The sequence below is a fragment of the Streptomyces sp. DH-12 genome, assembly GCF_002899455.1.
Classification (GTDB): domain Bacteria; phylum Actinomycetota; class Actinomycetes; order Streptomycetales; family Streptomycetaceae; genus Streptomyces.
Window position 1 is genome coordinate 179,697 of record NZ_PPFB01000001.1, and the last position, 16,336, is coordinate 196,032.

The window sequence follows — 16,336 nt, forward strand, 5'->3', positions numbered from 1 at the left end:
GCCGTCCCCAGCCGACAGACGGGCGAGTTCACGTGACCGACCAGGACAAGCTCCTCGATTACCTCAAGCGGGTCACCGCCGACCTCCAGCAGACGCGCCAGCGCCTGCGCGAGGCCGAGTCGGGTCGGCACGAGCCCGTCGCGATCGTGGCGATGAGCTGCCGGTTCCCCGGCGGCGCGGGCTCCCCCGAGCAGCTCTGGGAGCTGCTGGCCGAGGGCCGCGACGCGGTCGGGGAGCTTCCCCCGGACCGGGGCTGGGACGTGGATGCCCTCTACGACCCGGATCCGGGCCGCGAGGGCACCAGCTACGTCCGCCAGGGCGCCTTCGTCGAGGGGGTCGCCGACTTCGACGCCGAGTTCTTCGGGATCTCGCCCCGCGAAGCCCTCGCCATGGACCCGCAGCAGCGCCTGCTGCTGGAACTCTCCTGGGAGGCGATCGAGCGGGCCGGTGTCGATCCGACCTCCCTCCACGGCTCCGAGGTCGGCATCTTCGCCGGGACCAACGGTCAGGACTACCCCTCCCTGCTGATCGGCTCCGGCGACGGCATCGAGGGGTACATCGGCACCGGCAACGCCGCCAGCACCCTCACCGGACGCGTCTCCTACGCCCTGGGCTTCGAGGGGCCCGCCGTCACCATCGACACGGCCTGCTCCTCCTCGCTGGTCGCCCTCCACCTGGCCGCCCAGTCCCTTCGCCAGGGCGAGTGCTCGCTGGCCCTGGCCGGTGGCGTCACCCTGATGGCCACCCCTTCCCTGTACGTCGAGTTCAGCCGGCAGCGCGGCCTCGCCGCCGACGGGCGCTGCAAGGCGTTCGCCGGTGCCGCGGACGGCACCGGCTGGGGCGAGGGCGCCGGCCTGCTCGTCCTGGAGCGGCTCTCCGACGCCCGTCGCAACGGCCACCAGGTCCTCGCCGTGCTGCGCGGCTCGGCGGTCAACCAGGACGGCGCGTCCAATGGTCTGACCGCCCCCAACGGGCCCGCGCAGCGCCGCGTCATCCGCCAGGCCCTGCACAGCGCCGGACTGACGGCCGCACAGGTCGGGGCCGTGGAGGCGCACGGCACCGGTACGAAGCTGGGCGACCCGATCGAGGCGCAGGCCCTGCTCGCCACGTACGGCCAGGGACGCGAGGCCGGCCGGCCGTTGTGGCTGGGTTCGGTGAAGTCGAACCTCGGGCACACGCAGGCCGCCGCCGGTGTGGCGGGGGTCATCAAGATGGTCATGGCGATGCGCCACGGGGTGCTGCCGCAGACCCTGCACGTGGACGAGCCGACCCCGCAGGTCGACTGGACGGCCGGCGCCGTCGAACTGTTGACCGAAGCCCACCCGTGGCCCGTCGGGGACGAACCGCGCCGTGCGGGTGTCTCCTCCTTCGGCATCAGCGGCACCAACGCCCACGTCATCGTCGAGGAGGCCCCCTCGGCCGCCGCGCCCGAGGAGCCCGTGACCACCGCCTCGCCGGCCGGTGGGTCCGCCGTTCCCTGGGTGCTTTCCGGCAGGACGCCCGAGGCGCTGGCCGAGCAGGCCGCCCGGCTTGCGGCGTACACCCGGGAGCGGGGGGAGCTGCGCCCGGTGGATGTGGGCTTCTCCCTGGCGACCACCCGTGCGGTTCTGGAGCACCGGGCCGTGGTGGTCGGGTCCTCGCGCGAGGACCTGCTCGCCGGGTTGGCCGGGGCAACCTCACGTGGCCCGGCAGCCGCCGGACGCCTGGGCCTGTTGTTCACGGGTCAGGGTGCGCAGCGGGTCGGGATGGGGCGGGAGTTGTATGCCGCCTATCCGGTGTTCGCCGATGCGTTCGACGCGGTGTGTGCGCGGGTGGACGGTGGGCTGGGCCGGTCGTTGAAGACTCTCGTTTTCGAGGGTGAGGGTGCGGAGGGTGTTGGTCTGCTGGATCGGACGCGGTTCACGCAGGCGGCGTTGTTCGCGGTCGAGGTGGCGTTGTTCCGGCTGCTGGAGTCGTGGGGGGTGCGCCCGGACGCACTCCTGGGCCACTCGGTGGGGGAGATCGTGGCCGCGCATGTGGCCGGGGTGCTGGACCTGGACGATGCGTGTGCGTTGGTGGTGGCGCGTGGTCGGTTGATGGATGCTCTGCCCGCGGGTGGGGCGATGGTGGCGGTCGAGGCGTCGGAGGACGAGGTCCGTGCGGCGCTGGTCGACGGTGTTTCCGTCGCTGCGGTGAACGGGCCGCGTGCGGTGGTCGTCTCGGGTGCGGAGGCGGCGGTGGAGCAGGTCGCCGCCGCGCTCGCCGAGCGGGGCGCGCGGGTCAAGAAGCTCACGGTCAGTCACGCCTTCCATTCGGTGTTGATGGATCCGATGCTGGAGGAGTTCCGGCAGGTCGCGGAGACGCTGACCTACGGGCCCGCCCACATCCCCGTGGTGTCGAACCTCACCGGTGAGGTCGCGGGTCCCGAACTCTCGACGGCCGGTTACTGGGTGCGGCACGTCCGTGAGGCGGTCCGCTTCGCCGACGGCATCCGGACGCTCCACGCCCAAGGCGTGACTCGCTTCCTCGAACTGGGCCCGGACGGTGTGCTCACCGCCATGGCGCAGAACACCCTTCCCGATGCCGAACCCGGCGCCGACGAAGTCCTGTGCACCGCGGTCCTGCGCAAGGACCGCGAGGAAACGTTCTCCCTGCTCACCGCCCTCGGCCGCCTGCACGCCCACGGCGGCGAGGTCGACTGGGCCGCCCACTTCACCAGCACGGCCGCCGACGCCCGGCGCGTGGAACTGCCGACGTACGCCTTCCAGCGCACCCGCTACTGGCCGAACGTCCGCCATCCGTACGCGGAGTCCGGCGCGGCTGGGCTGCTTCTGGCCGGACACCCGTTGCTCGGGGCGGCGGTGTCCCTCGCCGACCCGCACGGGGTCGTGCTCACCGGGCGGCTCTCCCTCGACAGCCACCCCTGGCTGGCCGATCACGCCGTGATGGGCACCGTGATCGTGCCGGGCACCGCCTTCGTGGAACTGGCGGTGCTCGCCGGGGAACAGGTCGGGCGGGAGACCGTCGAGGAACTGACCGTCGAGGCACCCCTCGTGCTGCCCGCCGAGGGCGGCGTCCAGTTGAGGGTCACGGTGCGGAACGGCGAGGGCGAGGGTGCCCCGGCCGGTCGCCGGGCCTTCACCGTTCACTCCCGCCGAGAGGGAGCCGAGGACGGCGAACCGTGGACGCGCCACGCCTCCGGTTCCCTCGTCCCCGGGTCCGACCACGAGGGCGCGGAGCCCACGGTGGACGAACTCGCCGGTGCCTGGCCCCCGCCCGGCGCCGAGGAACTGGAGGTCGCCGACGCCTATGAGACGTTCGCGGCGGGCGGCTTCGCCTACGGGCCCGCCTTCCACGGTCTGCGCGCCGCCTGGAGACGCGGCGGCGACCTCTTCGCCGAGGTGGCACTCCCTGAGGATGAGCGTCAGGAGGCGGGGACCTTCCGGCTGCACCCCGCCCTTCTCGACTCCGCCCTCCATGTCGTTCTGCTGGCCGCCTCCGCGCCGGGAGCACCCGGACGGGAACACGGGGAAAGCCCCGGCGCGCGCGGGCTGCCCTTCTCCTGGAGCGACATCGACGTGCGGGCGACCGGAGCCGCCACCGCCCGCGTACGGATCTCCCCGCGGCCCGCCGGGGTCTCGGTCACCGTCACCGACGAGTCCGGGCACCCGGTCGCCACGATCGGCTCCCTCACCTTCCGCGAGGTCACCGCCGGCCAACTGGCCGCCGCCGACGACGCGATGTTCCGGCTCGACTGGGCCCCGTGCGCCGTGGAACCCGCTCCCGGGAACGCCGGGTACGTGTCCCTCGGCACGGAGGCCGACGTGGACGATCCGGGGGGCGCCGGCGCCACCGTGTACGGCCTGGTGGTCGACCGGGACGGTGAGGCGGACGACCGCGCTGCCGTCCATGCGGTCGCCGGCCGCACCCTCGACGCCCTGCGCACCTGGCTCGCCGACCCCCGCCACGCCGACGCCCGCCTGGTGGTCGTCACACGGGGTGCCGTCGCCGTCGGGCCCGAGGCTCCGGCCGACCTGGCCGGGGCGGGCGTCTGGGGCTTGGTCCGCGCCGCGCAGGCGGAGAACCCGGGCCGCCTGGTCCTCCTCGACACCGTTCCGGGCACCGAGGCCGACGCGTCGCAGGTGTGCGCCGCCGCCCACTGCGGCGAAACCCAGCTCGCGCTGCGCGGCGAGGAGTGGTTCGCGCCCCGCCTGGCCCGTGCCGCCGCCCCGCAGCCGCAGGCGCGGGCAGCGTGGAGCGCCGATGACACGGTCCTGATCACCGGTGGCACCGGCGCCCTGGGCAGCCTGATCGCCCGCCACCTCGCCGCCGAGCACGGCGTCGGTGGTCTGGTGCTGACCAGCCGCTCCGGGCCGGCCGCCGATGGCGCCGCCGCCTTGGAGGCGGAGCTGACCGCCCTCGGCACCCGCGTCACCGTCGCCGCCTGCGACGCCGCCGACCGCGACCAGCTCGCCGCGCTCCTCGCCGCCCACCCGGTCACCGCCGTCGTCCACACCGCGGGAGTCCTCGACGACGGGGTCCTCGACACGGTCGACGCCGACCGCCTGGCGGGCGTCCTGCGGCCCAAGGCCGACGCCGCCCTCCACCTGGACGCGCTCACCCGCGACCGGCGACTGACCGCCTTCGTCCTCTTCTCCTCCGCCGCCGGGGTCTTCGGCAGTGCGGGCCAGGCCGCCTACGCCACCGCCAACGCCGTCCTCGACGCCCTCGCCCAGAGGCGTCGCGCCGACGGGCTGCCCGCCACCTCGCTCGCCTGGGGCCTGTGGGAGCAGGAGGGCGGAATGACGGGCGACCTCCAGAAGACGGACCGGCGCAGAATGGAGCGCTCGGGTCTGCGGCCCCTGCGCCCCGCCGAGGGCCTCGCCCTGTTCGACCGTGCCCTCACCGAACCCGCGAGCGCGACCGGACAGGACGGCGACGCCCTGCTCGTCCCGATGCGCCTGGACCTCGCGGCCGTCGCCGCCCAGTTGCGCGGCGCCCCCGTTCCGCCCCTGCTGCGTGGCCTGGTCCGACAGGTCCGGCGCCGCGAGACGGGCCGGGGAGCCGGAGCGGCGGGGACCGGGACCGACGAGGCGGAGCGGCTGTCCCGGCTCGCGCCGGACGAGCGCGACCACGCCGTCCTCACCCTGGTCCGCGGGTGCGTCGCCGACGTGCTCGGCCACGCGGGCGCCGACGCCGTCCCCCCGCGTACCGCCTTCAAGGAACTCGGCTTCGACTCGCTCACCGCGGTGGAGCTCCGCAACCAGCTCGCCGCCGCCACCGGCCTGCGCCTGCCCGCCACTCTCGTCTTCGACCGTCCCTCGGCCCGGGAGCTCGCCGACCACCTCGTGGAACGGCTGACGGAGCGCGCCGGGGAGGCGCCGCGCGCCCACACCCCGTCCGAGGCGCGGGCACCGCAGAAGGCTTCCGCCGACGAACCGATCGCGATCATCGGCATGGCCTGCCTCTACCCGGGAGGCGTACGGTCCCCCGAGGACCTGTGGGAACTGGTGGCCCGCGGCGGCGACGGCATCACCACCTTCCCCGAGGACCGGGGCTGGGACCTGGCCGCGCTCTACGACCCCGACCCGGAGAACCCCGGCACCTCGTACACCACCGAGGGCGGGTTCCTGCACGGCGCGAGCGAGTTCGACGCGGAGCTGTTCGGGATCTCGCCGCGTGAGGCGCTGGCGATGGACCCGCAGCAGCGACTGCTGCTCGAAGCCTCCTGGGAGGCGTTCGAAAGGGCCGGCATCGCGCCGCCCGACGCTCGCGGCACCCGGACCGGCGTCTTCGCCGGGGTCATGTACCACGACTACGCCAGCCGCCTCCTGGCCGTCCCCGAGGGCGTCGAGGGCTACCTCGGCACCGGCAACTCGGGCAGCGTCGCCTCCGGCCGGGTGTCCTACGCTTTCGGCCTGGAGGGTCCGGCGGTCACCGTCGACACGGCCTGCTCCTCCTCCCTCGTGGCCCTGCACCTGGCGGCCCAGTCCCTCCGTCAGGGCGAGTGCGACCTCGCCCTCGCGGGCGGCGTGGCCGTGATGGCGACCCCCGGCACCTTCATCGACTTCAGCCGCCAGCGCGGTCTCGCCGCGGACGGCCGGTGCAAGTCCTTCGCCGACGCGGCCGACGGCACCGGCTGGTCCGAAGGCGCCGGCATGCTCCTCGTCGAACGGCTCTCGGACGCCCGCGCCAAGGGGCACCCGGTACTGGCGGTCATCCGGGGCAGCGCGGTCAACCAGGACGGCGCCTCCAACGGGCTGACGGCGCCGAACGGGCCGGCCCAGCAGCGCGTCATCCGCCAGGCCCTCGCCAACGCCCGTCTCACACCCTCGGACGTGGACGCGGTGGAGGCCCACGGCACCGGTACCAAGCTGGGTGACCCGATCGAGGCGCAGGCCCTGCTGGCCACCTACGGGCAGGACCGTGACCCCGACCGGCCGCTGTGGCTCGGTTCGATCAAGTCCAACATCGGGCACACCCAGGCCGCCGCCGGTGTGGCGGGGATCATCAAGATGGTCGAGGCGATGCGCCACGGCGAGTTGCCGCGCACGTTGCACGTGGACGAACCGACCGCGCAGGTCGACTGGAACGAGGGCGCGGTCGAACTGCTCACCGAGGAGCGGGCGTGGCCGCGCCCCGAAGACCGTCCGCGCCGGGCGGGCGTCTCCTCCTTCGGCGTCAGCGGCACCAACGCCCACGTCATCCTGGAACAGGGCCCGGAACCGGAGACCGCACCGCGCCCGAAGCCCGTGACGTCCTCCGATGCCACGGACGGCACCGTCCCGTGGACGGTCTCCGGCCGATCCGCCGAGGCGCTGCGCTGGCAGGCCGCACGCCTGCTGGGCGCGTTGACCGATGAGCCGGTGGCCGATGTGGGCTTCTCGCTGGCGACGACGCGTGCGCATCTGCCGCACCGGGCGGTGGTGGTGGGTGCTTCGCGTGAGGCGCTGCTCGAGGGTGTGTCGGCGGTGGCTGAGGGTCGTGGTGCGGCGGGTGTGGTCGAGGGTGTGGCGGGTGAGCCGGGCCGGGTGGCGTTCGTGTTCCCCGGGCAGGGGTCGCAGTGGCAGGGCATGGCCGTGGAACTGCTCGGCTGCTCGCCGGTGTTCGCCGCGCGGATGGCGGAGTGCGGTGAGGCGCTGTCGGCGTTCACCGACTGGTCGCTGGACGACGCCCTGCACGGCCGGGTGGACACCGAGCGGGTGGACGTGGTCCAGCCGCTGCTGTTCGCCGTGATGGTCTCCCTGGCGGCGGTGTGGGAGGACTGGGGGGTTCGCCCCTCGGCGGTGATCGGTCACTCCCAGGGAGAGATCGCCGCCGCGTGTGTGGCGGGCGTGCTGTCGTTGCGGGACGCGGCGCGTGTGGTGGCGTTGCGGTCGCGGGCGATCGTGGCGCTGGCGGGCAGGGGCGGGATGGTGTCCGTGCCGCTGCCGGTGGACCGGGTGCGTGAGGACCTGGCCGGCTACGAGGGCCGGGTCTCGGTCGCGGCGGTCAACGGCCCGGCCTCCGTGGTGGTCTCCGGCGACGTCGAGGGCCTGGACGCTCTCATGGCGCACTGGACGGAGGGGGGTGTGCGTGCCCGTCGGATCGCGGTGGACTACGCCTCCCACTCCGCCCACGTGGAGGAGCTGAAGGACGAACTCCTTCAGATCCTGTCCCCCATCGAGCCGAGAGCCGGGCGGATACCGGTGTATTCGACGGTGACGGGTGTGGCGGAGGACGGTTCGGGCTTCGACGCCGCGTACTGGTTCACCAACCTGCGCCGGACGGTGGAGTTCGAGACCGCCACCCGCAGTCTCCTCGCCGACGGTTACGGCGTGTTCGTGGAGTCGAGTCCGCATCCGGTGGTGAGTCTGGGGGTGCAGGAGACGATCGAGGACAGCCCGTCCGCTGCCTCGGCCGTCACCGTGGGCTCGTTGCGCCGGAACGACGGCGGTCTGGACCGGATGCTGCTCTCCCTCGCCGAACTCCACGTCCACGGTGTCTCGCCGGACTGGACGAGGGTCTTCCCCACCGCCGCCCGCCGCGTCGACCTGCCCACCTATGCCTTCCAGCGTGAGCGGTACTGGCTGGAGCCGGGTCCTGGTGTGCGCGGTGACGTCTCCTCTGCGGGGCTGGTCGCGGCGGACCATCCGCTGCTGGGCGCGGCGGTCGAGCTGGCTCAGGGGCAGGGTGCGCTGCTGACGGGGCGGCTGTCGCTGGAGACGCATCCCTGGCTCGCCGACCACGTCGTGGCCGGGCGCGTCGTCGTCCCCGGCACCGCCCTTCTCGAACTGGCCCTGCGCGCGGGCGCCGAGACCGGGAGCGCGGTCGTCGAAGAACTGACCCTGGAGACGCCCCTGGTGCTCGGCGCCTCCGGAGCGACCGATGTCCAGGTGTCGGTGGGCGAGCGGGAGGAGTCCGGCCGGCGTGCCGTCCACCTCCACTCCTGCCCGGCCGGTTCCGGCACCCGGTCCTGGACCCGGCACGCTTCCGGCGTGCTGCGTGACCAGCCGGAGCACGAGGTTTCCGCACCTTCCGGAGCGTTCGCCCCCGGAGCGGCCTGGCCGCCGGCCCAGGCCGAGCCCGTCCCCCTCGATCACGGGTACGACCTGCTCGCCTCGCACGGCGTCGAGTACGGCCCCGCCTTCCGAGGTCTGCGGCGGCTGTGGCGCCTCGGCGAGGAACTCTTCGCAGAGGTGGAACTCCCCGAAGGCGTGCGGAGCGCGGGGGCGGCCTTCTCCCTCCACCCCGCCCTGCTCGACGCCGCGCTGCACGCCCTCGGCCTCGGTGGCTTCGTCGGCGAGGCCGAGGGACCGTGGTTGCCCTTCTGCTGGCGTGAGGTGGCGTTGGCGGCCACAGGGCCGGGCGCCCTGCGCGTGCGGTTGAGCCGCGTCGGGGGCGAGGCCGTCGAGGTGGAACTCGCCGACCGGTCGGGCACGCACGTGGGCCGCGTCGCCGCCCTCGACCTGCGGCCGCTCGCCCTCGACCAGCTCGACCAGCTCGGACCGGAGGAGAACGCCGACGATCTCTTCGTCCCCACCTGGCAGCCCCTTTCCGCCGCCCGGTCCGCCGATTCCACCGGGCAGGACACGGCGGTCCGCGTCGTCGACCTGACCGGCGCCGGGAACGGCGTTCCGCAGGTGCACAGTCTGGTGGCCCAGGCGCTGGCGACCGTGCGGGAATGGCTGGCCGACGAGGAGAACGCCCGGAGCACGCTCCTGGTCGTGACCCGGGGCGCCGTCGTCGCGGCCGAGGGCGAGGTGGACCTCCCCGCCGCGGGCGCCTGGGGTCTGCTGCGCTCCGCCCAGGCCGAACACCCCGGACGGTTCGTCCTCCTCGACACCGACCGCGCTCTCGAACCCGCCGAAATCCCGTCCCTGCTCGCCCGGGACGAACCGCAGCTCGCGATCAGGGGCGAGCAGATCCTCGCCTTCCGCCTGCTGCGCCCCGGGACGGCCGCCGCCACACCCGTCCCCGAACTCGGCACCCCTGCCCCTGCTGCCGACGCCGAGGACGCCGGAGGCGTGGCGGTGCCGGTGTTCTCGGGTCGTGGTGTGGTGTTGGTGACGGGTGGGACGGGGGTTTTGGGTGGTGTGGTGGCGCGGCATCTGGTGGCGGTGCACGGGGTGCGTCGTCTGGTGCTGACGAGTCGTCGGGGTGCGGCGGCTGAGGGTGCGGAGGTGTTGCGGGAGGAGTTGCTGGGGCTGGGGGCTGCCGAGGTGGCGGTGGTGGCCTGTGATGTGGCTGATCGTGGTGCGGTGGCCGGGCTGCTGGATGTGTTTGCGGTGTCGGCGGTGGTGCATGCCGCGGGTGTGCTGGATGACGGTGTGGTGGAGTCGGTGACCGCGGAGCGGTTGTCGGCGGTGTTGCGGCCGAAGGTGGACGGGGCGTGGTGGCTGCATGAGCTGACGGTCGAGCGGGGTGTCGAGCTGGATGCCTTCGTGTTGTTCTCGTCGGCCGCCGGGGTGTTCGGCGGGGCGGGTCAGGGTGCGTATGCGGCGGCCAATGCGGTGCTGGACGGGCTGGCGCTTCACCGGCGTTCGCTGGGGTTGGCCGGGCAGTCGCTGGCGTGGGGGCTGTGGGCCGAGGCCAGCGGGATGACCGGCCACCTCGACGCCACCGCCCTGCGCCGGCTCCACCGGAACACCGGCGCCCTCTCCACCGAGGACGGGCTCGCCCTCCTCGACCGGGCGCTCGCCACCCGCGAGCCCGTCCTCGTCCCCATGCCGCTCGACCTGGCACGGACCCGTGCCCGGTCGCGCACCGAAGGTGTGCCGCCGCTGCTGCGGGCGCTCGTCCGCGCCCTGCCGCGCCGGGCGGCGGCCGACACCGCTCCGGCCGCGACCGCCGAGGCGTACGCCGGGCTCACCCCCGGCGAGCTGCGGGAGCGGATGCTCGCGGTCGTCCGCGAGCAGGCCGCCGCCACCCTCGGGCACCGGGGGCCGGAGGCCGTCGAACCGCACCGGGCCTTCAAGGAACTGGGCTTCGACTCGCTGACCGCCGTCGAACTGCGCAACCGGATCGCCGCCGTCACCGGCCGGCGCCTCCCCCCGACGCTCGTCTTCGACTTCCCCACCCCCGAGGCACTCGCCGGCCACCTCGCGGAGAAGCTCGCCCCCGCTTCCGCGGCCGCTCCCGCAGCGGCCCGGCCCGCCACCCGCCCGACCGACGAGCCGGTGGCGATCGTCGCCATGAGCTGTCGCTACCCCGGCGGCGTGGACAACCCCGAACGGCTCTGGGACCTGGTGGCCGAGGGAGCCGACGCGATCGGGGAGTTCCCGGCCGACCGCGGCTGGCCCGTCGAGCAGCTGGTGGAGGCCGGCGCCTCCGCGACCGCGCGCGGCGGCTTCCTCTACGACGCCGCCGCCTTCGACCCCGCCTTCTTCGGGATCTCGCCGCGTGAGGCGCTGGCGATGGACCCGCAGCAGCGGCTGCTCCTGGAAACCTCCTGGGAGGCGTTCGAGCGGGCCGGACTGCGTCCCCAGACGCTGCGCGGCACCCGTACCGGTGTCTTCGCCGGGGTCATGTACCAGGACTACGCCACCACCCTCGGCTCCGTGCCCGAGGGAGCCGAGGGCTACATCGGCACCGGGAGTTCGGCGAGCGTCGTCTCCGGGCGGGTCGCCTACACCTTCGGGCTCGAAGGCCCGGCGGTCACCGTGGACACGGCCTGCTCCTCCTCGCTGGTCGCCCTCCACCTCGCCGCCCAGTCGCTGCGCCAGGGCGAGTGCGACATGGCGCTCGCGGGCGGCGTCACCGTACTCGCCACCCCTGGACTCTTCACCGAGTTCACCCGGCAGCGCGGGCTCGCCGCCGACGGCCGCTGCAAGTCCTTCGCGGGCGCGGCCGACGGTTCCGGCTTCAGCGAGGGCGCCGGGATGCTCCTCCTGGAGCGGCTCTCCGACGCCCGCCGCAACGGCCACCAGGTCCTCGCCGTGATCCGCGGCTCGGCGGTCAACCAGGACGGCGCCTCCAACGGCCTCACCGCCCCCAACGGCCCCTCCCAGCAGCGCGTCATCGGACAGGCGCTGGACGCGGCCGGGCTCACCCCCGCCGATGTGGACGCCGTCGAGGCGCACGGCACCGGCACCACGCTCGGCGACCCCATCGAGGCCCAGGCGCTGCTGGAGGCGTACGGACAGGACCGCGACCCGGACCGGCCGCTGCGGCTGGGGTCGATCAAGTCGAACATCGGCCACACCCAGGCCGCCGCCGGCGTCGCCGGCGTCATCAAGATGGTCGAGGCGATGCGCCACGGCCTGCTGCCGAAGACCCTTCACGTCGACGAGCCGACCCCGCACGTCGACTGGTCCGCGGGCGCCGTCGAGCTGCTGACCGAGCCGCTCCCCTGGCCGCGCCAGGAGCACCGGCCCCGCCGGGCGGGCGTCTCCTCCTTCGGGATCAGCGGCACCAACGCCCACCTCATCGTCGAAGAGCCCACCGACACCGCTCCCGCCGACGCCAACCCTGCCATGCCGGACGCCGAGGCACCGGCCGGCCCGCTTCCCTGGCTGCTCAGCGGACGCAGCGGCCCGGCCCTGCGCGCCCAGGCGGCCCGCCTCCGCGACCACCTGGCACACCATCCCACGCTCGACCCGCGCGACGTGGCGTACTCCCTGGCCACCACCCGGACCCCGTTCACGCACCGCGCCGTCCTCACCGGCACCGGCCCGGAGCTCACCGCCGCCCTCGACCGGCTCGCGGCCGGCGCCCCCGTCCCCGGAACCGCCACCGGACGCGCGGACACGGCCCGCAGGGCCGCCTTCCTCTTCCCCGGCCAGGGCAGCCAGCGCGCCGGGGCCGGCCGGGAGCTGTACCGGACCGAGCCGGTCTTCGCAGCCCGCCTGGACGAGGTGTGCGCCCACTTCGACGCCCACCTCGACCGGCCGCTGCGCGAGGTGCTGTTCGCCGAACCCGGCACCGAGGACGCCCGCCTCCTGGACCGCACCCGGTACACCCAGCCCGCCCTCTTCACGCTCGGTACCGCCCTCTTCGGCCTGCTGGAGCACTGGGGGGTGCGCCCCGACGCCCTCCTCGGCCACTCCGTCGGCGAACTCGCCGCCGCCCACGCGGCGGGCGTGATGACCCTCCCCGACGCCTGCGCGCTGGTGGCCGCCCGGGGCCGCCTCATGGAGTCGCTGCCCGAGACCGGCGCCATGGTCGCGATCGGCGCCGGTGAGGAGGACGTCCGCGCCCGCGCGGCCGAGTACGGCGACCGCCTCGGCATCGCCGCGGTCAACGGCCCCCGTTCCACCGTCGTCTCCGGCGACACGGACGCCGTCCTGCACCTCGCCGAGCGGTGCGCCGCCGAGGGCCACCGCACCAAGCGGCTCGCCGTCAGCCACGCCTTCCACTCCGTCCACATGGACGCGATCCTCGCGGAGTTCGGCGAGACCGCCGCCGCCCTCACCTACCACCCGGCCCGCATTCCCGTGGTCTCGAACGTCACCGGCGGCGTACTCACCGCCGACACGCCCATGGACGCCGCCTACTGGGTCCGGCACGTCCGCGACGGTGTCCGCTTCCTCGACGGCGTCCGCTGCCTGGACGCGCTGGGCACCGGCACCTATCTGGAGCTCGGCCCCGACGGCGTGCTCTCCGCGATGGCCGCCGACTGCCTGCCCGACCGCCCCTCCGAGGAGCAGGACCTGCCCCTCACCGAACCCCTGCTCCGCTCCGGCCACGAGGAGCGGCGCACCGTGCTCACCGCCCTCGGCCGGGCCTGGAGCCGGGGCACCGGAACCGACTGGACCGCCGTCCTCGCCGACCCGGCCGCCCGCACCGTCCCCCTGCCCACCTACGCCTTCCAGCGCGAGCACTACTGGCCCCGCCCCGCCCCGGCGGCGGGGCCGGGCGACGTCACCGCGGCCGGGCTCTCCGCCGCCGGGCACCCGCTCTTCGGCGCCGCCGTGGACCTGCCCGACGGCGCCCTCGTCGCCACCGCGGCCCTCTCCACCGCCACCCACCCCTGGCTCGCCGACCACGCCGTCCTCGGTTCCGTCCTGCTCCCCGGCGCCGCCTTCCTCGAACTCGCCCTCTGGGCGGGGAGCCGGACCGGCCTGACCACCGTCGGCGAACTCACTCTCGAAACGCCCCTCGTCCTGCCCGAGTCCACCCCGGTCCACCTCCGCCTCGCCGTCGAGGCTCCCGGACAGGACGGCAGCCGCGCCTTCACCGTCCACACCCGCCCCCCGGGCCGGGACGACGACACCGGGGCCTGGACCCGCCACGCCCGCGGCGTCCTCGAGCCGGACACCGCGGCCGGTCCCCCGGCCGGCCGCGAGGAACTGGGGAACGCCGCCCCCTGGCCCCCCGCCGGGGCCGAACCCCTCCCCACCGACGGGCTCTACCCCGCGCTCGCCGAGGCCGGATTCTCCTACGGGCCCTCCTTCCAGGGCCTGCGCGCCGCCTGGCGCCACGACGGCGCCGTCCTCGCCGAGGTCTCCCTGCCCGACACCGCCGCCGACCACGGGTCCCCCTGGACCCTGCACCCCGCCCTGCTGGACGCGGCCCTGCACACCGTCGCCCTCGGCGGCCTCCTCGACACCACCGCCGGCAGCCTCCCCTTCGCCTTCACCGGGGTACGGGTGGACGGCGGCGCCACCGGGCCCCTCCGGGTCCGGGTCGCGGCGACCGGCAACGACACCGTGGGCGTGGAACTCGCCGACGCCACCGGCGCTCCGGTCGGCACCGTCGGCTCCCTGGTCCTGCGCCCCCTGTCCACCGAACAGCTCTCCGCCTCCCGGCGTGCCGCCGGGACCTCCGCCCTCCACCGTCAGGAATGGGTCCCCGCCCCGGCCCGGGTCCCGGCGGACGGCGACCCGCGCCCCGCCACCTGGGTCCACCTCGGTGACGCCCCCGACGGCGGGCCGTCCTACCCCGACCTGGCCGCCCTGGCCGCCGCCCTCGACGCGGGCGCCCCCGCGCCCGAGGCCGTCCTCCTGGTCCAGGACGCCGCCGCCGACGGGCGTCTCGACGCCGCCGCCCCGCTCGCCGACCCGGCACCCGCACTCCACGCCCTCCTCGGTCTCCTCCAGGAGTTCCTCGCGGACCAGCGGCTCGCCGACACCCGGCTCGTCCTCGTCACCCGGGGAGCCGTGGCCGTCGACGACACCGAAGTCGTCGCCCCCGACCTCGCCGCCCTCTGCGGACTGGTCCGCTCCGCCCAGGCGGAGAACCCCGGCCAGTTCCTCCTCGTCGACACCGACGACCCCGCCACCGTCACCCGGCACCTGCCCGCCCTCAGGCGGCTCGGCGCCCCCGAGGCGGCCCTGCGCCACGGCAGGCTCCGCACCCCGAAGCTCATCCGGCTCCCCGCGCCGCCGGCGACCGGCGTGGCAACCGCCAGGCCGCTCGCCGGCCCGGACGGCGAGGGCACCGTCCTGGTCACCGGCGCCACCGGCTCGCTCGGCGGGCTCGTCGCCCGCCACCTGGTCACCGCCCACGGCGTCCGGCGGCTCCTGCTGACCAGCCGGAGCGGCCCCGCCGCCGACGGCGCCACCGCCCTCGCCGACGAACTGCGCGCCCTCGGCGCCCACATCGACCTGACCGCCTGCGACATGGCCGACCGCACCGCGGTCGCCGGTCTCCTCGGCGCTCTTTCCGCCGCCCACCCCCTGACCGCCGTCATCCACGCCGCCGGCGTCCTCGACGACGCCACCCTCACCTCCCTCACCCCCGAACGCCTGGACCGGGTGCTGCGGCCCAAGGCCGACGCGGCACGCCACCTGCACGCGCTCACCCGCGACCTGGACCTCGCCGCGTTCGTCCTCTTCTCGTCGGCGGCCGCCCCCCTCGGCGCCCCCGGGCAGGGCAACTACGCCGCCGCCAACGCCTACCTCGACGCCCTCGCCCGCCACCGCGTCGCCGCCGGACTCACCGCCGTCTCCCTGGCCTGGGGCTCGTGGGCCCCCGACGGCGGCATGGCCGCCCGGCTCGGCGAGGGCGACGCCCGGCGCATGAACCGCTCCGGCGTCCTCCCGCTCTCCGCCCAGGAGGGCCTGGACCTCCTTGACCGCGCCCTCCTCGACCCCGCCCGACCCGGGCCCGCCCCGCTGCCCCTCCGCACCGACCTCGCCGCCCTGCGGACGCAGGCCGCCACCGGCCTCGTCCACCCGCTTCTCAGCAGCCTCGTCCCCGCCGCCCCCGTCCGCTCCGGCGGCACCGGGTCCCCGGCGGCGGGGAGCGGCGGCGCCGAACCGCTCCGCGACCGGCTCGCCGCCCTCCCCGACGACGAGCGCGGGCCGGAGGTGCTGCGTTTGGTCCGCGCCGAGGCCGCCCAGGTCCTCGGCCACGCCGGCACCGAGGGCGTCGAGGCCGGGCGCGGCTTCCTCGACATGGGCTTCGACTCCCTCACCGCCGTCGAACTCCGCAACCGGCTCGCCGCTCTCACGGGCGTCCGGCTCCCCTCCACGCTGATCTTCGACCATCCCACCCCCGAGGCCCTGGCCGCCCACCTCGCCGACGGCCTGGACGCCTCCGGTGAGCAGGGGGGAGCCGCGCTCCTCGCCGAACTGGACCGCATCGACCAGGCCCTCGCGGCCAGCGAGCTGGACGCGGTCGTCCGCCTCGGCGTCACCGCCCGCCTGCGCTCGCTGCTGGCGCGGTACGAGCAGACGGCGGAGGAGACCGGCCCGGCCGACCTCGCGACGAAGATCGACGGCGCCTCCGACCACGAGATCTTCGACTTCATCGACAACGAGCTGGGGACGGTCTGACGTGCCCGCCCCCGCACCGCCGGACGCCGCGGCCCCGCCCCGGCCGGCCCCCCGACCTCCGCACACCGCAGACGCAGACTGGCGAGGACCCCATGGCGACCAATGAACAAAAGCTCCGCGAGTACCTCAAGCGCGTCACGACGGACCTGGCCCAGACC

The 16,336-nt window shown here is 75.2% G+C and carries 1 protein-coding gene and 1 pseudogene; both read left to right on the forward strand.

Annotated features, from left to right (window positions below):
- The first annotated feature begins 32 nt into the window (after window positions 1–32).
- The gene (locus C1708_RS34650; protein WP_274543337.1) at window positions 33–16,178 is read left to right on the forward strand and encodes a type I polyketide synthase; all 16,146 of its coding nucleotides are present in this window, start codon (window positions 33–35) and stop codon (window positions 16,176–16,178) included.
- A 92-nt stretch (window positions 16,179–16,270) separates the two neighbouring features.
- Window positions 16,271–16,321 (forward strand): annotated as a pseudogene (locus C1708_RS36005) (polyketide synthase docking domain-containing protein); the annotation flags it as partial.
- Between the last annotated feature and the right edge of the window lie 15 nt (window positions 16,322–16,336).